The 18,844-nt window shown below is 38.1% G+C and carries 17 protein-coding genes and 1 tRNA gene; 8 read left to right on the top strand and 10 right to left on the bottom strand.

Annotated elements, in window-relative coordinates:
- Position 1: 1 nt before the first annotated feature.
- On the top strand, positions 2-1,786 hold the full coding sequence (locus tag DKG80_RS10910) for a chloride channel protein (protein ID WP_109831378.1): 1,785 nt from the start codon (positions 2-4) through the stop codon (positions 1,784-1,786).
- Between the two features lie 288 nt (positions 1,787-2,074).
- Here DKG80_RS10910 and DKG80_RS10915 read toward each other — a convergent pair whose 3' ends face one another.
- Positions 2,075-3,319 carry a M16 family metallopeptidase gene (locus DKG80_RS10915; protein WP_245906997.1) on the bottom strand — a complete coding sequence of 415 codons (1,245 nt, stop codon included), beginning with the start codon at positions 3,317-3,319 and terminating at the stop codon, positions 2,075-2,077.
- A gap of 233 nt (positions 3,320-3,552) precedes the next feature.
- Between DKG80_RS10915 and DKG80_RS10920 the strand changes: the two genes are divergently transcribed.
- The 3 genes from DKG80_RS10920 (at position 3,553) to ytxJ (ending at position 7,565) form a co-directional block, all read left to right on the top strand.
- Entirely contained in the window at positions 3,553-5,529 is a 1,977-nt protein-coding gene (locus tag DKG80_RS10920; protein ID WP_109831380.1) for an alpha-ketoacid dehydrogenase subunit alpha/beta, read from the top strand.
- A gap of 141 nt (positions 5,530-5,670) precedes the next feature.
- The gene (locus tag DKG80_RS10925) at positions 5,671-7,209 is read left to right on the top strand and encodes a hypothetical protein (protein ID WP_109831381.1); all 1,539 of its coding nucleotides are present in this window, start codon (positions 5,671-5,673) and stop codon (positions 7,207-7,209) included.
- 2 nt (positions 7,210-7,211) lie between these two features.
- Positions 7,212-7,565 carry a bacillithiol system redox-active protein YtxJ gene (gene ytxJ / locus DKG80_RS10930; RefSeq protein ID WP_109831382.1) on the top strand — a complete coding sequence of 118 codons (354 nt, stop codon included), beginning with the start codon at positions 7,212-7,214 and terminating at the stop codon, positions 7,563-7,565.
- A 61-nt stretch (positions 7,566-7,626) separates the two neighbouring features.
- Here the strand turns inward: ytxJ and DKG80_RS10935 are convergent, their stop codons facing one another.
- The 3 genes from DKG80_RS10935 to DKG80_RS10945 form a co-directional block, all read right to left on the bottom strand.
- The gene (locus tag DKG80_RS10935) at positions 7,627-8,214 is read right to left on the bottom strand and encodes a hypothetical protein (protein WP_109831383.1); all 588 of its coding nucleotides are present in this window, start codon (positions 8,212-8,214) and stop codon (positions 7,627-7,629) included.
- Complete coding sequence (locus DKG80_RS10940; RefSeq protein ID WP_109831384.1) at positions 8,195-8,680, bottom strand: RNA polymerase sigma factor; 486 nt, start codon at positions 8,678-8,680, stop codon at positions 8,195-8,197. Before DKG80_RS10940 ends, DKG80_RS10935 begins: the two co-directional genes overlap by 20 nt.
- 78 nt (positions 8,681-8,758) lie before the next feature.
- Entirely contained in the window at positions 8,759-9,919 is a 1,161-nt protein-coding gene (locus DKG80_RS10945; RefSeq protein WP_109831385.1) for a hypothetical protein, read from the bottom strand.
- A 180-nt stretch (positions 9,920-10,099) separates the two neighbouring features.
- Here DKG80_RS10945 and DKG80_RS10950 point away from each other — a divergent pair.
- A tRNA-Glu gene (locus DKG80_RS10950) sits at positions 10,100-10,171 on the top strand.
- A gap of 1,029 nt (positions 10,172-11,200) precedes the next feature.
- Here the strand turns inward: DKG80_RS10950 and DKG80_RS10955 are convergent.
- Both DKG80_RS10955 and DKG80_RS10960 read right to left on the bottom strand, forming a co-directional pair.
- Positions 11,201-12,109 (bottom strand): Abi family protein, encoded by a 909-nt coding sequence (locus DKG80_RS10955; RefSeq protein WP_109831386.1) that lies wholly within the window; start codon positions 12,107-12,109, stop codon positions 11,201-11,203.
- A 281-nt stretch (positions 12,110-12,390) separates the two neighbouring features.
- Positions 12,391-12,837 (bottom strand): GNAT family N-acetyltransferase, encoded by a 447-nt coding sequence (locus DKG80_RS10960; protein ID WP_109831387.1) that lies wholly within the window; start codon positions 12,835-12,837, stop codon positions 12,391-12,393.
- A 302-nt stretch (positions 12,838-13,139) separates the two neighbouring features.
- Here DKG80_RS10960 and DKG80_RS10965 point away from each other — a divergent pair, with 302 nt between their 5' ends.
- The gene (locus DKG80_RS10965; RefSeq protein ID WP_109831388.1) at positions 13,140-13,592 is read left to right on the top strand and encodes a Panacea domain-containing protein; all 453 of its coding nucleotides are present in this window, start codon (positions 13,140-13,142) and stop codon (positions 13,590-13,592) included.
- On the top strand, positions 13,593-13,943 hold the full coding sequence (locus tag DKG80_RS10970; RefSeq protein WP_109831389.1) for a hypothetical protein: 351 nt from the start codon (positions 13,593-13,595) through the stop codon (positions 13,941-13,943).
- On the opposite strand, the gene DKG80_RS10975 is transcribed toward DKG80_RS10970, so the two are convergent.
- Positions 13,929-14,225: a hypothetical protein gene (locus tag DKG80_RS10975; protein WP_109831390.1), complete on the bottom strand. Its 297-nt coding sequence runs from the start codon at positions 14,223-14,225 to the stop codon at positions 13,929-13,931. The two genes, DKG80_RS10970 and DKG80_RS10975, sit on opposite strands and share 15 nt — an antisense overlap.
- A 200-nt stretch (positions 14,226-14,425) precedes the next feature.
- Complete coding sequence (gene rmuC, locus DKG80_RS21370) at positions 14,426-15,847, bottom strand: DNA recombination protein RmuC (protein WP_109831391.1); 1,422 nt, start codon at positions 15,845-15,847, stop codon at positions 14,426-14,428.
- 434 nt (positions 15,848-16,281) lie between these two features.
- Between rmuC and DKG80_RS10985 the strand changes: the two genes are divergently transcribed.
- Entirely contained in the window at positions 16,282-16,692 is a 411-nt protein-coding gene (locus DKG80_RS10985; RefSeq protein ID WP_317048733.1) for a transposase, read from the top strand.
- 80 nt (positions 16,693-16,772) lie between these two features.
- On the opposite strand, the gene DKG80_RS10990 is transcribed toward DKG80_RS10985, so the two are convergent.
- Together DKG80_RS10990 and DKG80_RS10995 are read right to left on the bottom strand one after the other, a co-directional pair.
- Positions 16,773-17,306: a hypothetical protein gene (locus DKG80_RS10990; RefSeq protein ID WP_109831392.1), complete on the bottom strand. Its 534-nt coding sequence runs from the start codon at positions 17,304-17,306 to the stop codon at positions 16,773-16,775.
- Positions 17,307-17,584: 278 nt separating this feature from the next.
- Positions 17,585-18,838 (bottom strand): replication-associated recombination protein A, encoded by a 1,254-nt coding sequence (locus DKG80_RS10995; RefSeq protein ID WP_109831393.1) that lies wholly within the window; start codon positions 18,836-18,838, stop codon positions 17,585-17,587.
- Positions 18,839-18,844 lie beyond the last annotated feature (6 nt).

Here is an 18,844-nt window from a genome sequence, read left to right on the forward strand (position 1 = left end):
CATGAGATTAAAATTTAACGAATTACTGGTACGATTTTTAGTATGGAGGATGCGCTATATCAGCAATGACAATTTTGTCATCCTGTTGAGTGGCATAGTCGGTGTTGTAGCTGGATTCGCTGCCGTATCTTTAAAAGGGTCAGTTCATGTTATTCACGAATTCCTAAGCCATACTATCACAGGTACAGCTGGTATCAACTTCCTTTTTTTAGTATACCCTCTAGTTGGAATTTTATTAACAGTGGGCATCTCTAAATTTATTTTCAAAGAAAGGCTTGGGCACGGGATCACTCAAATATTGTATTTCATATCTCGTAAATCAAGTGTAGTCAAGCAATCTCTGATGTACTCGAGAATGATTACGAGTGCCATTACGGTAGGTTTTGGTGGATCAGTTGGACTAGAGGCACCAATCGTAGTAACAGGATCAGCTATCGGATCAAACCTTGCTAGACTTACTCACCTTAACTATAAAAAAAGAACATTATTAATCGCATGTGGGGCCGCTGGCGCTATTTCGGCCATCTTTAATTCCCCTATAGCTGGAGTAATATTCGCTATTGAGGTTATTCTTACTGATGTAACGATTAACAAATTCATCCCGATTCTAATTTCTTCCGTTACTGGATCATTGATTTCCATGTCTCTACAAGCTGATGAAATGCTTTTCAGCTTTAAACTAACAGATCCGTTTTTAGCAGAGCATGCTCACTACTATATCTTTTTAGGTATTTTTTGTGGAATCGTTTCGGTTCACTTTACCAGATTGACATATCTAGTCGAAGATTTAGTTCATAAGATCAAGAATGACTGGAATCGAGCCTTACTTGGTGGGCTAGGTCTAGCTCTTATCATTTTGGTGTTTCCTTCAATCTATGGAGAAGGTTATAGTGTCATCAAACAGCTTTTGATTGGTAATGACGAAATTATATTTCGCAACACACTCATATATGGAGTTACAGATCAGACCATTCTGATAATAATTTTACTCTTTGCGATTTTGGTCATTAAGCCTGTTGCTTCTGCCTTAACAATTGGATCTGGTGGTAGTGGTGGAATATTTGCTCCATCTTTATTCATGGGAGGTATTGCTGGATATTTATTCGCCCGAACAATCAACTATGCTCTTCCTGTTTCTATCAGCACTAGCAACTTCACCTTGGTAGGTATGTGTGGTGTCATGAGCGGGGTTCTACATGCTCCTCTGACTGCAATATTCTTAATTGCAGAAATTACTGGAGGCTATACACTGTTCGTTCCATTGATGCTGGTATCAGCCATAGCCTATATGACGATCAATTACTTTGAGCCATACTCTTTGTACACCAAGAGTTTGGTAGAAAAAGGCGATTTAATTCAGCACAACAAGGACAAACAAGTCTTAAGAGAAATCAATATTCGAAAGCTAATTGAATCCGACTTTCATCCTATCAAGTATGATGCTTTACTCGAAGATTTAGTACCATTAATTAAAAAATCTAAAAGAAACCTTTTCCCTGTTTTAAATTATGTAGGCGGGCTAGAAGGTGTCATCACTTTACACGAGATAAGAGAGATAATTTTTGAGTCTGATGCTCGTCAAAGAATCATCGTCAAGGAAATCATGCAGTTACCTCCTGCCGAAATTGACCCTAAGGATACTATGGAAATGGTAATGAGCAAATTTGAGGTAACTCAGGCATGGAATCTACCTGTGATTGAAAATGGCAAGTACCTAGGTATGTTATCAAAATCAACGATTTTCAACGCATATCGCAATAAATTAATCCACCAAGACAAAGAATAATCACAACTAACTGGTTTTGAACTATTTCAACTTCCTTAACCGTTAAAAGTCTGATTTATTTCGCGTTATCAACAAAATCAAAAAAAAGAAAAAAACATAAACACCTGTAAACCTGAAAGATAACCCCCGACATATCAACAATGTGGATAACTTTTTTATTTGTGGAAAAGTCTAGCCAAAAAACATTATTGTATTATTAAAAGGCTGATTAATATCAGTATACATTTTCTAAACATCTACTATAGGTAAATCCCCTATACGCTTAATTAAGGCAGTTTTTCCTAAATATTACGACTTCTTGCCTTCGGCGTAATATCTTAAAGTCGTGCAATTATCCGGTCGTAAGATCCTCGAGGCACTAGTTTTTAATTGATCTGTAGAGACAGAAATAATATCATTTAACTCTCTATTGACCATCTCTATATCTCCTAAAGATGCTGATATAGCAAGATTCATCGCGCGGTTCAAAACTTCCATCTCTCCAAAAACATGGGAGGATTCTGCTTGCATCTTAACCTTAGCCAACTCTTCTTCTGTTACACCTAGATTAATGATCTTTACTAATTCATTTTCTATGGCCTGTTCAGCCTCATCAAAAGACACTCCGTCATTCATATCGCCACTGATAACAACCAACCCTGGATCATGAGACCCTAAAATACTTGCACCGATTTTACTAAACATATTTTGATCACTGACCAATGACGAATAGAGTCTTGAAGACTTACCTCTACCTAATATGTCAGACATAAGATCAGAGGAATAATAGTCAGCTCCTAACCTTCCTTCCATATGAAAAACCTTGTAAAGTGAATTCAACGGAACGTCTGAAGAAATTTCGATATTTCTCGCTTGGTTTTGCACAGGCTCTTGAGGTAAATCCCTAACATATTCTTTACCGGCAGGTATCGGGCCAAACCATTTTTGAGATAATCTTTTAACTTGTTCGACGGTCACATCTCCCGCTACTACCAAGTAAGCATTATTCGGAATGTAAAACTTATAAAAGAACTCCTTTACATCCTGCATAGTAGCATCTTCTATATGGCTTATTTCCTTTCCAATTGTTGCCCATGAATATGGATGAACCTTATATGCTTCTGGTCTAAGTTTCAGCCAAACATCCCCGTATGGTTGGTTTAGATAACGCTGTTTAAATTCTTCAATTACGACCTTTCGTTGTACCTCAAGGACATTCGGATCAAAAGAAAGTGAAAGCATTCTATCTGATTCTAACCAAAATGCAGTTTCTATATTGGCAGATGGGACAGTTACGTAATAATTCGTAATATCAGGTGTAGTGAATGCATTATTCTCCCCACCTACTTTCTGTAAAGGCTCATCAAAAGAATCTATATTCTTAGACCCTCCAAACATTAAGTGCTCGAATAGATGCGCAAACCCTGTTTTATTTGGATTTTCATCCTTAGAACCTACATTATATAACAGGTTTAAAACAGCTGTCTTAGTACTATGATCTTCATGAACTATCACTGTCAATCCGTTATCGAGTTGGAAGCTTTCGTATTGCATAACTGCAAACTTACAATTGAAAATGAGAAATGAATCATCATGAAAGATTCTAGAACTTATCTTAAAACTTGGGACAGTGTCTAAACCATTGACTAATGTCATATATGGACTCTTTCTAGTCCTGTCAACCTGATAAAAATAGCCTCTTCTAAACTATTTAAAACTTGAGTTTTCGATCAACACTCGTTGGTTTGATTCAATGAAAGTAACTTTGTATTCCAACTATATTTTCTATGCATTTTGATCGAAAAGATCTCACGGATCAGCAGCTTATTGACTTGTACGAAGCTTTATTAGTTCCTAGACTCATAGAGGAAAAGATGCTTATCAATCTTCGTCAAGGGAAAATTAGCAAATGGTTTTCTGGGTATGGACAAGAAGCTATTTCGGTAGGTGCCGCTAAAGCGATGGCGAAAAATGAATATATCCTCCCAATGCATAGAAACTTAGGCATGTTCACCGCTAGAGGCATTCCTCTGGACAAACTATTTGCACAGTTTCAAGGTAAGAGTCAAGGCTTCACTCAAGGTAGAGATCGTTCTTTTCATTTTGGGTCCAAAGAACACCGAATTGTGGGTATGATATCTCATCTAGGTGCTCAGCTTGGTGTGGCAGATGGAATTGCTCTTAGTAAAAAACTCAAGCAACAGCCTCGCGCTACTTTGGTAGTTTCAGGAGATGGAGGTGCAAGCGAGGGTGATTTTCATGAAGCGCTGAACCTTGCGGCCGTCTGGGAACTACCTGTCATCTTTCTGATTGAAAACAATCAATGGGGACTTTCTACTCCTAGTGAAGAACAATTTAAATGTAAGAGCTTCACTGACAAAGGTATTGGTTATGGAATCCAAGCAGAACAAGTCAATGGCAATAATATATTAGACGTATTCAATAAGGTCTCTGAAATCGTCAGTACCATTCGAAAAAGATCTCAGCCTTATATTTTAGAATGCAAAACCTTTAGAATTCGTGGTCATGAAGAAGCAAGCGGCACTAAATACTATCCTGAAGGGCTGGTTGAAAAATGGCAAAAAGAAGATCCTGTTGAAAACTATGAAAAATTCATTTTAGACAGTGAGCTATTATCATTGGATCAAGTAGAAGCTCTAAAGACTAAAACATTAAACTCAATAGAGGAAGGTTTATCTATAGCAAATTCTTACCCAAGACCTTCTCCTAACTTTGGTAAAGAAACTGAACAAGTCTTTGCTAAACGAGCTGCGAGTTTTCTACCAACTTCTACTGAAACTACTGAACTAAGATTCGTAGATGCGATTAGTGATGGATTGAGCGAAGCATTAGTCAAATACCCAAATCTTATTATCATGGGACAAGACATCGCCGAATATGGCGGTGTATTTAAAGTAACTGAAGGTTTTGTAGATGATTATGGCAAGGATAGAATTCGCAATACTCCCATTTGTGAATCAGCAGTATTAGGAGCAAGTCTTGGTCTATCTATTGACAATATGAAATCAGTTGTAGAAATGCAATTTGCAGATTTTGTTAGCTGTGGTTTCAACCAAATCGTCAATAATCTCGGCACTTCACATTATCGGTGGGGGCAAAACGCCGACGTAGTCGTTAGACTACCTTGTGGTGGTGGTGTAGGAGCAGGTCCTTTCCATTCTCAATCTCCTGAATCTTGGTTCTTTCATGTGCCCGGGCTCAAAATTGTTTACCCTTCTAATCCTCGTGATGCCAAAGGCTTACTTTTAGCAGCAATAGACGATCCTAATCCCGTTCTATTTTTTGAACATAAAGCGCTTTACCGTTCGATCTCAGGTGATGTACCTGATGGGTATTACAGCCTAGCGATTGGTCATGCCAATATCATCGAAAAGGGAGAAGATATTAGTGTCATCACCTACGGTATGGGAGTTCATTGGGCAAAAGAAGCTTCCGAATTATTTGATGATATTGATATAGAAATTGTAGATCTCGTGACCATCAAACCTTGGGACTGGAAGACTGTTCGTAAATCAATCAAGAAAACTGGCAAAGTCATTATTCTACATGAAGCAAACAAAACTGGAGGCATTGGAGGTGAAATCGCAAGCTGGGTAGGTGAGCATTTATTTGAATATTTAGATGCACCAGTGATGCGAGTAGGTGGGTTGGACACCCCTATTCCTTTTGCCAAAGAACTAGAGGAACAATGGCTTCCAAAAGAGCGGTTCAAAAAGAAAATTCAAGAATTACACAATTATTAATCCCTAGAAAGGTTGAATCTACAAAGGCTTCAAAAATTGCGTCAACCACTTTGGGAACAACTCACTGATTGTCGATTAGCTGATCGGCTAATTAGACTTATTATAGTATCTTTCCGGTTGAATAAAATTGAGTGTAGCTGTATGAATAGGGCTTTCCTATATATTACTTTTCTTACGATTTGCTTTTTTCTAACTGCCACGGTTAGTTATGGACAGCTCCTGCAAGACAGAAATAAACTCAAAACGGAAGTTGGACCTCGTAAAAACTTCTCAAACGACAAGGTCAAAGAACCTTCTAAAAAATCAAAAGCTACAAAGGCAATAAAGGTTTTCCCAAAGTACAGTGCTCCGAATACGGGCAAAAATGAAAATCACAATGTCAAACTGAGTGACAAATACTCTAAACCAACCAGAAAGTCTGATCTAAAAGTCAAGACAATCAATCCCAAATATTCTAAGGAAGCTACCTTTTCAAATACCAAATTCTTTACTAACCCGCGTTATACCCCTGCTAATGCCATGGAACGCCGAAACTTTAATGTCAATTTGAAAGCTAGGCATCCTGAAGAGTCTCAATGGAAGGCAACGAATAGAATATATATAGTTGCTCCTCGTTTTTCAAAAAACGCCACTTACTCAAATACGAAGTTCAAGGTAAATCCAAGATTCACTCCAGCAAACGCTATGGAACGTCGAAACTTTAACGTGAACTTGAAAGCTAGACATCCTGAAGAGTCCCAATGGAAGGCAACTAATAAAATTTATATTGTCACTCCTCGCTACTCAAAAGAAGCTACCTACACCAATATGAAATTTAAGCCACGCAATCATTCTGTATCGACGACTTATACAAAAGACAGGTTCAAAATAAAGCCTCGGACTATCGCCCCGACCTACACTCATATGAAGTTCAAGCCTCTCAACCGTTCCGTATCTACCACATACACCAAGGATAAATTTAAAATTGAACCTCGCACCGTAGCACCTACCTATACACACATGAAGTTCAAACCTCTCAACCGTTCCGTATCTACCACGTACACTAACGATAAATTCAAGATCAAACCAAGAAGCATAGCTCCTACCTACACTGACACTAAATACAGAGTAAGAACTAGAAAATCATCTGTACCTACTTATACCAAAATCAAGTATAAAATCGAACCAAGGTCTGAGTCTTATACTTACACTAATGAGAAGTTTAAAATCGAACCGCGAACTACTTCTTTTACTTACACCAATACCAAATACAAAATAAACCCACGGTTCTCCAAGGAGTCTACTTACACCAAAACTAGATATTATGTAAATCCAAGATTCAGTGAGCCTCCTAGTTACATAAAATTTCCAGCAGGAAAGAAAGATGGGCACTTAATGTTTGACAACAGCAGGAGACACTGGCCAATGCATTACTCTCCTTTTGCTCCGGAATGGGAAGGATGGAAAACCAGAAAACCTAAAAAACCAAAAGATGCTCACCCTAGTGCAAACTACATAGCTGCTAAGCATGCTACTCCTGCCATTAGAAATGTTAGACGTAAAACTAGCATTACTTGGGTCAGAGTATTTGGGAACAAAACCCAACCAAATGGCGTTAAGAAGCAACCAAAGAAGGTCAAGTTCGACAAGGACGAGGCTGAAATTTGGAACAATAAGGAAAGAGAATACACAAGAAACTAAATATGAATTGGAATCATTTGACTCAACTGGAGCAGCTTAACACCATCAAATCAGAGTCTTCTAATCACCCAGTATTGCTTTTTAAGCATAGTACGAGATGTAGCATCAGCAGCATGGCATTAGACAGACTTCAGAGAGCTTGGAATCAGGAAGAACTAGGAGATTTAAAACCTTATTATCTTGATTTGATCAACAATAGAGATATTTCAAATGCCATAGCTCAGGAATTTGGAGTAGATCACGAATCTCCTCAGATAATCATTATTTCGGACGGTAAAGCCATTTATGACAATTCACACATGGGTATTGCCTATCATGAGGTAAAAAGAGTGAATGACAACTTGCAGGAAGCTTAATTGGTTTCTAAGTAAAGAACATTGAACCTCCGCAAGACTTCATTGAAGTAGCGGAGGCATTTTATTCAGATTCTTGGAGTGATTTAATCAATTCTTGAATTTTATGAAGCTTCCTACCATAGAAGAGATGAATCATCCACAGTACGACAACATAAGCGACCACTAGACCTACCAAGTTGATCAATATATAAGTCCAGTTGTTAGTCAATTTATCCCACACCTCTACACCTTCAGAGTACCTCAGTACAAGCAAGTAAACTGGCAAACCTAAAACTACTGTAGCTTTTTTATAGTGACCTACGAATTGCTTCACCAGACCTTCAACTTTGTATAAATACCCTATTACATCCTCCTCAGCATTTGGGATATCGAGTCGGTTTATAAATCTTTTATATCCTACATAAAAGCCCACATTGAGAACTAAAGCACCCAGCGCTCCCCAATACTGTCCAAACCACACGAAGTAGGCCACCCATGTCAAAAATGCAATCACATTGACGATCTGCTCTACTTTGAGAGTTTTGACGAACTTATGTACTACGCTCTGCGAGCCTTTCGATATTACTTGGGCTAGTGTCTCTTCAGAATACTTGAATCGTGCATCACGACCAGCAGACTGCCACAAATCTTTAATCTCCTGATCTTCCATTGATAATTTTCTTTAATTGGTTCTTCACTCTATTCACCTTCGCTCCCACATTCGTTACTGTCAGACCGAGAATCTCAGCCATTTCCTTATAACTCTTCTCATCAAGATACAACAACATTATCGCTCTATCTGCCTCTTTCAGTTTCTTAATCGCCTGATAAAGCATCTCTAGTCTCTCCTCTCTCTCAGAATCAAAATCTTCACAAACATCGGGAATTTCATCTCTGGTGGTCAAGACCGTTCGCTTTCTTATCCGCAATTGAGACAAGCAGACATTTAAACATACACGATATACCCATGTCGAGGCTTTTGACTCGCCACGAAAACCTTTGTAAGACCGCCAAAGCTGTACTATACACTCTTGGTAGTAGTCATTAAAATCATCACCACAGTCAGTATAAATCCTGCAAACCTTAGCGATTACGCGATGATTATCATCCAGAAATGTTTGAAAATTCGAATCCATGTTCGAAGTAGTTAGTACCCCGTATATCAGGTTTATTACGAAAATATCCGAATTTTATTCTTAAACCTCTTCAGAGCACTACTTTATAGGCATTCGTAAGAAAGGCTTGTCCCTATCAAATAGATATCGATAAGTATGATGCGTCTTTCCTATCTCCCCTCCGACTTGCTTCACTACCAGTATCATTCGTCTGTTAAAATCCCCAATCCAATTCATTTCCAACTTTGGATAGCGTTTGTAGTCCTTTTGGACCATCTGCGCTGTAGCCATCACCAGTGCTCCATCAAGCCCTTTTCCTTGATGCTCTGGTACCACTCCGAACACTAAGCCCAACATCTTTTTGTTTGTCTTTCGCCATTTGTGCCAGACAAACTTCAGCTTCCCTTTCCAGTCGAGCTTTCCGTTCACATATTTGAACAATTGATTGACTTCTGGAAGGTTAACATAGAAAGCTACCGGCTCGCCTTTGTAGTAGGCAAACCAAACTATCTTCTCGTCTAGGATCGGCTTCATTTGTTTCATAATGCCCTTTGCCTGTTCCTTAGACATCTCTGCTACTCCTTCGTGACTAGTCCATGCTTTGTTATATACTACTCTAAAATCCTCAGCATACTTCGACATGTTTTTCAGGCGCATATGCTCAAAGTGGTAGTTAGGATCTTCGTTGAGCATCCGTGACTTATGAAGAATTCTCGGGTGAAAGGCATCAAACGTATTTCGAATAAATGTAAACTGCTTGAAATAAATCCTGAAACCATACGCCTCAAACAAAGATTCGTAATAGGGAAAATTATAATTGCACTGATAATTGGGCTCGATATCGTACCCATCTACTAGACACCCCCACCACTTATCTCTCTCACCAAAATTGATAGGGCCGTCCATAGCTTCCATCCCTTCAGCTACTAGCCAATCTTTAGCCTGATCAAAGAGCATATTTGCAGCATCTTGATCATCGATACAGTCAAAGAAACCGACGCCTCCCGTTGGTTGGTCATTCATACTAGATGTGCGCTCGTTTACGAATACTGCAATCTTACCAATGACCTTTCCCTCTTTCCTGAGAAGAAATCTTGTACATTTTCCAAACTTAAAGGTGGGATTAATGTTCTCGTCAAAAACCGACTCGATATCCTTATCCAATGGACGAATCCAATTTGGTTCGTTTTTATATAATTCTACAGGAAACTGAATAAAGGCGACACGATCGGCCTCTGTAGTTACTTCTCTGATCTCCATCAATACGTGCTAATTAAGACAGGAAAGTTAGAATTTCAGCCCGTGTATTCAATACAGATTGATCATTAAATAGCGTTTCATGATTCTTTAAAATGCCAAACTATTAAATCATAAAAAAATATGAATTCTCATATTGGAAAAGAAAAACGAAATTCTATATTTGCACTCCCAAAACAAAACGCTCCGTTCGTCTAGGGGTTAGGACGCCAGGTTTTCATCCTGGTAACAGGGGTTCGATTCCCCTACGGAGTACGAAAGCTCGGTCATTTGATCGGGCTTTTTTTGTGTCTAATAATAAGACAAATATCGTTTTGAAATCATCACTACTATATCGCGAAAAAAGAAATCGTACCCCTGAGGCTAAGCGATGAGTCTTCTAAAACTTTGGTAGATGTTACGCATGCCCAACATGACTTTTTAAATTTTTAACACTAGGTCTATGAGTCGCTACCGGTAGAGTATTTAAGATCCTTTGTGATCTATCCGTGCTTTGTCTGAATTGACTTTGTGAGATGAGTATTTTCTATTGTCGGCTATGCTGTAAATTTTGAATAGGACGAAAACTACTGGAGTTGGCCTTCCAAAAAATTTTCACACAGGACATCTGCTGACTTGAAGGACGTAAATTTTCTAGATTGAGTAATCCGGCTGGCGAAAGCGAAAAAAAGTTTTTTTAGGAGTAATTCGCACCGCTAGAAGCTCGTAGATTTTTTTTATCGAAAAATCAGTGCTGAGAGAAGCGAAATAATAATTTATGCGGAGTAATCGGCGCTAAGTGGACCCAAAAATATTTTTTTTGGAGTAATCCGAACGGCGCAGAGCTCGTAGAAAATTTACGAGCTCCAAGTCAGCAGCTGTCCTCCAAAAAACTTTTTTCGACTCGTAAATCAGCTCTGGCTAGTAAAAAAAAATTCTCCGGGGCTTGATTCCGCTGATCATTGAGCGAAACAATTTTTCTCTTAAGCCCGTGATCAATGATTGATCAAGGTTTGGTCTATTCCATTGATAAACTCTTCGTATGATTTTTTCTTCTTTCTCCTGGAGAGCAAATCACTCCTATCGAGACTAAAATAACGATCACCAATAGGCTCGCTGTCAGCAATCTCCCGTTATTCTCAGTGTAAGTGCAACTGCACTTAAAATTGAAGATGAGTCCCTAGTGTCTCATTTTTAAGTTTTAAGTCACTCTCCGGAAGATTTAAAACAAAAAGTGGAAATTGTGCGACTAGGCAATGCATGTGGCTGAGCAGGGTTAGTTTTTGTTTACCAATGGATAATGTCCTATTTCCATAGCTCCTGATTTTTCCAATCGGTTGGAAACCCCAAGGCAGATGCATCTACATCAGGATATTTTTCTAATAAGCTGTTAAACCTTTGCTTAAAGGTATGGTTTGGATTGATGGTGTTTAAGAAATATAGGATCATGGAGAGACCAAATGCAGGTTTGTCATTCCTCCATCTCTGATGGTCTTTCAAAGTCAAAAACTGATTAGATGGTCTAAACGGAACTTTTGGAGAAATACCTAGTGTCTTATTCCAAAATCGTGCATGGTGTGCACATATGTTTCTAATGTAGTTGAATGAGTGAAGCCACGAGGTTAATATCCGGTCATCCAACCCAAAGTAGCGTGCTATTTTTCGCTTGGATTTACCGGGATTGAGGTTAGAATATAGGTTTGAGAGTTTGCCAAACGTCACTACTTCTAACAGCATCCAGCTTGGAGGGAGTTCGTTGGAGTAGTTGTCATTGAAAGAACTAATGAATAGTTCATCGCTTTTCGCATATTCGTGTCTCATCTTATCGAGCGTATTATCAAGCTTATTTCTGTTGCGAAATAGTGATTCATCTTGAAACCAGTATGCACCTTTGTAATGTGACATCTGGTAAATGAGCTGGGTACGGATAGCAATTTCTATTTTCTCAAGTTCTCCTGTAATCAAAAATCTTAATTCTCTATCGAAACAGTAGAGCTTGAAGGCTTGTTCGAATGATGCTCCATCCTTGAAGCGATGGTCTGTTTTGGGTTCTTGTAACAATGGATACCAATATCCACTGAGACGAAAGTAACTGATGTTTTGGAGTATGTGTACGGCTTTCGATTCATGCTCGATAGAGAGGCCTCTTTCTTTTAATCGGATCAGCTGCTGCTCGACGGTAAGCGCGGGTTTGTGATAATCTCTTTTGGCCATACAAAAAAAAAGTTCACCCTGAGCGCCCTGTTCAAATGGGAAGGGGGGTGAACGTGTTAATACAAACCTATACTCTTTAGACGGTTTTTCAAATAGTTCAGTTGATTAGTTGGTGAGGGTGATATTCCAATACTTGTGATTTTACTGAAAGCGGTTGTTAGATATTCCATAAAATACCCGTTATTTTAAGTGTAAGTGCAATGACACTTAAAATTGAAGATGAATCCCTAGTGTCTCCCGACACGGTTTATCTAGTGGTATCGTTAAACAAAATTACCCATTCATAAATCCCACCTAAAAATTCCCTTTTCTTTCATAGTTGCACCGACCCTATTATAAAAATCAATAGCTTTTTGGTTATTACTTTCGACTTCCCAACGAATTAGATTTATATTTTTTTCGAGACAGATTTCTTTTGCTTTTACCATTAAATTAAAGCCTACTTTATGACTTCTGTATTCTTCCCAAACAAACAAGTCGTCAAGGTTCATATATTCAGTACCATTCCAAATAGAATAATTCCAAGTATAAGAAAGGTATCCAGCAACTTTATTATTAACCTCAGCTATTAGAGCTCCGAACTTAGGGTTTTCGTTAAACCCTGCATTTCGCATTTCTTGTTTGTTGGTATTAACAAATTCTTCCTGGTCATGGAATCTTGCGATTCCAATAATTAAATCATAAAGAATATCGACATCATCCTTCGTCGCCTCTCTTATACTTATCATTTTCTGGCTTTAACTGGAAATAGTATGTTTATCAAATTGATATTTTAGGATAGGGTATATAATACCTTTTTTTCTTTCACATAGGTGCACAATACTAAAAACGAGAAGAATCAATCACAAACGTGAGGATCTTATAAGCTGGCCGTGTCGGGAGACACTAGAATCTCATTTTTAAGTTTTAAGTCATCCTTTGGAAGACTTAAAGCAACAAGGTTACTACATTGATTCGATGACCAAAATATTAGACGTCTTTTTTGACTATTATTGCATCTCGTACATGAAGTCTTCGTAAAACTAATTTAATGTTCGACAGTGTTACCATAGCTGAATACATGCTTTCTCTTGCTTACGAGAAAAGAATAGTTCTTAATATGACCAAAATACAGAAACTTCTTTATTTGGTATATGGGAAGTTTATGGCTGAGTCTGGCAAACAAATTTCGAAAGAATCTCCAAAAGCATGGCCTTATGGACCTGTTTTTCCAAGGGTACATAAAAAGGTTAAGCTAGATAATGTCAAGACTCTTGACGATCCGTATTTTGCAGAAATCAGTCAAGATAAGGATTTGAATCAAGCTATTATAGGGGTTATTGATCGATATTCGAAGTTTTCTGCTACTCAGTTATCTGATTGGTCACATTCAAAAGGAGGACCTTGGGACAGAACCACAAAAAAAGAAGGTTTTAAGTGGGGAGTTACTGAAATACCAAACGAGTATATCAGAGAATATTTTACAAAGTTTGATTTGTTATAAATGAATTTAGAGGATTTATTAATTTCACTTGACAGCTCAGGTAAGAAATCCTTAGAAGATAGCGATATAGATTCGGACTCTTTATCATCCCAAATTGAACGAAAAAAACTAGAATCGAAGAGATATGAATCTGATACTAAAGATAGAAAATGGTTGGCAATATGGACGGCTACTATAGTTAGTCTATGGTTATTATGTGTAATTCTTATTTTAGTCAAGAATGAATCGTCTAAATTAGATTTAAGTGATACTGTTCTCGTAACCCTTTTAGGTACTACCACTTTAAACGTTCTAGGTTTGCCATATATTGTTTTAAAAGGGCACTTTGCTTCATCCTCAAGAGATATCTAACAACCCCGCTATTTTCAGTGTAAGTGCAACGGCACTTAAAATTGAAAATGAATCATTTTTTAAGTCACCCTCCAGAAGACTTAAAACAGCAAGGTGGAACTTTTGAAAGAATGCCAATGTGGCGACAGAGAATTGAGATTTCTGAGTAAGAGGGCTGATGGAAAGAAAGGTAAAGTCAGTCTTCTCATATCCTGAAGCCAACTCGAGCTGTGTTATCTGGGCATGGCCTCCATGAACCATCGCCATCAAAACAAGTACAATAAGGGTGTTTCTCTTTATCATGAGACAAAGAACCCAATAGTCTAATTGCAGAAAAATAAAGTAGTTTAAGAAAAATGCTGAGCAGCAGGGAATATTATTGGATATAGAAATGATCTTATAAGCAGGCCGTGTCGGGAGACACTAGGAGCTTATTTTTAAGTTTCAAGTTATCCTTTGGAAGACTTAAAATAACTGGTTCATTATATGTTGTTTCCAGTATTTTATTCGTCTACTTCATCATCAATGATTAATGCTGTATCGGCAATCTCTGGTAAAATATTTTTTGTCTCTGCCTCGCTAAGTGCTTCTACTCCCTTTAATTTTCTCTGAATTGCACGAGTTCTTTTACCCATTACATCATCTAATTGATTAAGTCCAGTTTGAATGTTTTTTTGAGCCTTTTCCATCATGCCTCCGAAGTTTTCAAACTCCTTTTTTACAGCTCCTAATACCTGCCATACTTCACTACTTCTTTTTTGAATTGCTAATGTTTTGAAGCCCATTTGAAGACTGTTCAAAATTGCTGCGAGAGTGGTAGGACCCGTTACTATGATTTTGAAGTTCCGTTGTAGTTCTTCAAGTAATGAGGCTTTACGAACAACTTCAGCATAGATACCTTCAAACGGTAGGAACATTATTCCAAAATCAGTAGTATTAGGTGGGTCGAGATATTTACCGCTTATATCCTTAGCCATTTTTTTTATTGTGCTGTCAAGATTCTTCTGAGCAACCAAGATTTTGTTTTGATCTCCTTCGTCATAGGATTCTTGGAGTTGTTCGTATATATCTTTTGGAAATTTGGCATCTATTGGTAACCATACATTTTTTCCAGAGTCATCCCTTCCTGGGAGTTTTATTGCAAATTCTACGACCTCAGAACTATTAGATTTAGTCTTGACATTCGATTCATATTGATCAGGTGCAAGAATCTGTTCTAGAAGCATAGACAATTGAATTTCTCCAATTCCTCCTCGCATCTTTACGTTGCTGAGTACATCTTTTAACCCTCCAACATCCTTGGCTAAGCTTTTCATCTCTCCAAGTCCTTCTTGCACAGCCTGTAATTGTTTCCCAACTGTTTCAAAGGACTGACTTAATCGTTCATTTAGAGTCTTTTGCAGCTTTTCATCAACTGTCTTTCTCATTTCATCAAGCTGCTTAGTATTATCATCTCTAATTTCTTTTAATTGTTTTTCAATCCCTCCTTTGACTTCTTTGATGATATCAATGGATTGCTTATTCTGCTCGATTTGCTGTTTACTAAAGTCGCCAAACTTTTGTCTCAAAAGTTCATTAAGACCTTTAATATTCTCAGAGAATTTGGTTTCGAATGATTTTAAATTTTTTGCGAGTTCTTCACGATTCGTCTGACTTCCGTCAGCCAATTGTTTGTTAAATACCTCTAGTGAATTTGCTAGTTCTTCTCTATTAGTTTTGGCAATTTCATTGCTTTCATTTCGGTTTCGCTGAAACTCATCCTTTACTGAGTTTTCATTCTTTTCGAGCGAATTATCGAATTTTAAGATTGAGTTCTCAATCTCCTTGAGTTGAGGTTTGATATCAATTTTCGTATTCTTGGTTGCAGCAATAACTATATTGATTATTGAGAGGGCAATAAGAACAATTAGTAAAATTTCGATCATGGCGGTTTTTTCTATTGGCTATAACAATCGTGTTTGTAGCACTCAGTTTTTCTTTTACATTGATACACAATACTAAAACCATTAACAATCAATAGCAAACGACGGGAATACATCCCGTTATTTTAAGTGTAAGTGCAACGGCACTTAAAATTGAAGATGAATCCCTAGTGTCTCCTGACACGGTTTATCTAGTAGTATCGTTAAACCAAAGCACCAATTAATGAGGCTTAAGGTTATTTAATCTTTCAAGAAGATTTCTTAGCAGAGACACCCTGTTTGGGTAATTTACCTTCATGTCAGCTTATAAGTTCAATGACCCCTTAGGGTATTATTTTGTAACATTCACGGTGGTAGAGTGGGTGGATGTGTTTTCGAGAGATGTGTACAAGGAGATTGTAATCGATAGTCTAAAATATTGTCAATAAGAGAAAGGGTTGATTATTCATGCTTGGGTCATTATGTCAAATCACTTGCATATGATCATTTCAAGAAAAGAGGATGGGGAACAACTATCAGATATAGTCAGAGACTTCAAGAAGTATACCTCAACTACAATCTTGAAGGCAGTTAAGGAAAATAAGCATGAAAGTCGTCGAAATTGGATGCTTTGGATATTCGAATCTGTGGGGTCAAAAAATGAAAACAATAAAAAGTATCAGTTTTGGAGACAGGATAGTCATCCAGAACAGTTGATTTCTAATAAGTTTATGGATCAAAAAGTTGATTACATTCATAATAATCCTGTAGCGGCAAGGATAGTTGATGAACCTGAGAATTATGTTTATTCTAGTGCTAAAGATTATGCTAATCAGCAGGGGCTATTGGATATAGAGATGATCTTATAAGCAGTCCGTGTCGGGAGACACTAGGAGCTCATTTTTAAGTTTTAAGTTATCCTTTGGAAGAATTAAAGCAATAGCGATTTTTATTCGTTCAGCAATGTAAGTTGGACTTGCAGATCTACTAGAGAATCACCTTCATAAAGGTATTCACACTTGAAGCTATATCTATTTTTGTTTTCAAACAACAGCGTATCACTGTACCCGAAAGCCTCAACAACTTGATTTGGAAATTTCTTATATTTTCGCCAATAGTCAAGAACCTGCATGTAGAACACCCATGTAAAAACTTCTTCGTCTTCAGTTAAATCGTATTCTTTAGATTTAGTTCGGTCAATAATGTTAGGATACTTTGGAAATCCCTGCGAAAATACCCACCTCTCACCATTGTCAAAGTTTATGTAGTTTGTTGAAGAACTGCTCTTGTTATCCACCCAAAGTGAATTTAGAGTATCAATAGCGTTATCTCGAACGTGTTCCACTCTAAGATTAAAAATACGTGATTTTCTTTCCAAATATTGCTTTAAGTGCAGTTCAGCCTCCTTATTATAAACCCCAGCGAAATAGCGAAACTTAACCTTGCTCACCTTATAAAAGTCACCCTGTTTTTGTGCAAACATGTTGCTCCTTGAGCAGGTAGAAAGTAGAATAAAAATTATTACCTGAAGGAACCGTTTCATTTATTAATAGCAAACAACCGAGTATAACACCTCAGTTTTTCTTTTACATTCGTGCGCAATACTAAAAACGACGGGAATTAATCACAAACGGAGATCTTATAAGCAAGCCGTGTCCGGAGACACTAGGAGCTCATATTCAAGTTTTAAGTCACCCTCCGGAAGACTTAAAACAACAAGTCCTAAAACAGCAAGGTATTGCGTAAAACACGTAGAGGATATCAATACCCGTATTTACTTTTCCACTGGGATCTTAATTTCTTTCTCATTTCTTCTTCACGGGGGTTTTTTCCGGGGTCGTACAGTTTTGTCCCTTTGAGTTGGTCAGGCATGAATTCATGCTCTACGAAGTTACCTTCATAGCTATGTGCATATTGATAGCCTTTTCCATAACCTATTTCTTTCATCAGCTTGGTGGGTGCATTTCTGATATCTAGCGGAATAGACAAATCCCCTGTTTGCTGAACTAATCGCTGGGCTTGATTGATCGCTTCATAGGCTGCATTGCTTTTTGCTGAACAAGCTAAATAAGTCACACACTGACTCAGAATGATTCTGGATTCTGGATAGCCTATCACATTGACAGCTTGAAAAGCATTGTTGGCGATGACCAATGCCGTGGGGTTGGCATTACCGATATCTTCTGAAGCCAATATCAACAGACGACGTGCTATGAACTTCACATCTTCACCTCCCTCGATCATTCGAGCTAAGTAATAGACCGCGGCATTTGGGTCGCTACCTCTGATGGACTTGATGAACGCAGAGATGATATCATAGTGCATCTCGCCACTCTTGTCATATATAGCAGCTTTCTTTTGAGCTACTTCAGTGACGAAATCATCGGTAATGACTTTATCTCCTTCTTCGAGCGAATCGATGACCAAGTCTAGGAGGTTAAGCAGCTTACGACCATCACCACCAGACAAGCGCATTAGCACTTGGTCTTCTTTGATTTCTATCTTCTCATTCTTTAGAAATTCATCTTTCATCAGCGCATTTTGGATGAGCTGATTGAGATGATCTTTTGTGAGAGCTTCTAGCACATAGGTCTGACACCTTGAAAGCAAAGCGGCATTGACTTCGAAGCTTGGGTTTTCTGTTGTAGCTCCGATTAAGGTTATATGTCCTTTTTCTACCGCTCCTAGCAAGGCGTCTTGCTGAGACTTGTTGAATCGATGAATCTCGTCTATAAATAGAATGGCTCTAGACCCAAACTTGGATCGCTGGATGACTTCTCGAATGTCTTTTACCCCTGAACTAATCGCGCTCAGGGTAAAGAATGGCATCTTAGCAGAGTTGGCAATGATATTGGCGATAGTCGTCTTGCCTACACCAGGAGGCCCCCAAAGAATCATTGAGGGCACGATTCCAGAAGACACAGCACGCTTGAGGATACTCTTAAGATGATCCTGCCCTACGAGCTCTTCGAGCGTCGTAGGCCTTAGTCTCTCTGCTAATGGAATCTTTTGCACTGTTAG

The organism is Reichenbachiella versicolor, assembly GCF_003171675.1.
Classification (GTDB): Bacteria; Bacteroidota; Bacteroidia; order Cytophagales; family Cyclobacteriaceae; genus Reichenbachiella; species Reichenbachiella versicolor.

Coding starts and splice junctions, on each gene's coding strand:
- DKG80_RS10910 (WP_109831378.1), top strand. CDS start 2: ATGAGATTAAAATTTAACGAATTACTGGTACGATTTTTAGTATGGAGG.
- DKG80_RS10915 (WP_245906997.1), bottom strand. CDS start 3,319: ATGCAATACGAAAGCTTCCAACTCGATAACGGATTGACAGTGATAGTT.
- DKG80_RS10920 (WP_109831380.1), top strand. CDS start 3,553: ATGCATTTTGATCGAAAAGATCTCACGGATCAGCAGCTTATTGACTTG.
- DKG80_RS10925 (WP_109831381.1), top strand. CDS start 5,671: ATGAATAGGGCTTTCCTATATATTACTTTTCTTACGATTTGCTTTTTT.
- ytxJ (WP_109831382.1), top strand. CDS start 7,212: ATGAATTGGAATCATTTGACTCAACTGGAGCAGCTTAACACCATCAAA.
- DKG80_RS10935 (WP_109831383.1), bottom strand. CDS start 8,214: ATGGAAGATCAGGAGATTAAAGATTTGTGGCAGTCTGCTGGTCGTGAT.
- DKG80_RS10940 (WP_109831384.1), bottom strand. CDS start 8,680: ATGGATTCGAATTTTCAAACATTTCTGGATGATAATCATCGCGTAATC.
- DKG80_RS10945 (WP_109831385.1), bottom strand. CDS start 9,919: ATGGAGATCAGAGAAGTAACTACAGAGGCCGATCGTGTCGCCTTTATT.
- DKG80_RS10955 (WP_109831386.1), bottom strand. CDS start 12,109: ATGGCCAAAAGAGATTATCACAAACCCGCGCTTACCGTCGAGCAGCAG.
- DKG80_RS10960 (WP_109831387.1), bottom strand. CDS start 12,837: ATGATAAGTATAAGAGAGGCGACGAAGGATGATGTCGATATTCTTTAT.
- DKG80_RS10965 (WP_109831388.1), top strand. CDS start 13,140: ATGTTCGACAGTGTTACCATAGCTGAATACATGCTTTCTCTTGCTTAC.
- DKG80_RS10970 (WP_109831389.1), top strand. CDS start 13,593: ATGAATTTAGAGGATTTATTAATTTCACTTGACAGCTCAGGTAAGAAA.
- DKG80_RS10975 (WP_109831390.1), bottom strand. CDS start 14,225: ATGATAAAGAGAAACACCCTTATTGTACTTGTTTTGATGGCGATGGTT.
- rmuC (WP_109831391.1), bottom strand. CDS start 15,847: ATGATCGAAATTTTACTAATTGTTCTTATTGCCCTCTCAATAATCAAT.
- DKG80_RS10990 (WP_109831392.1), bottom strand. CDS start 17,306: ATGTTTGCACAAAAACAGGGTGACTTTTATAAGGTGAGCAAGGTTAAG.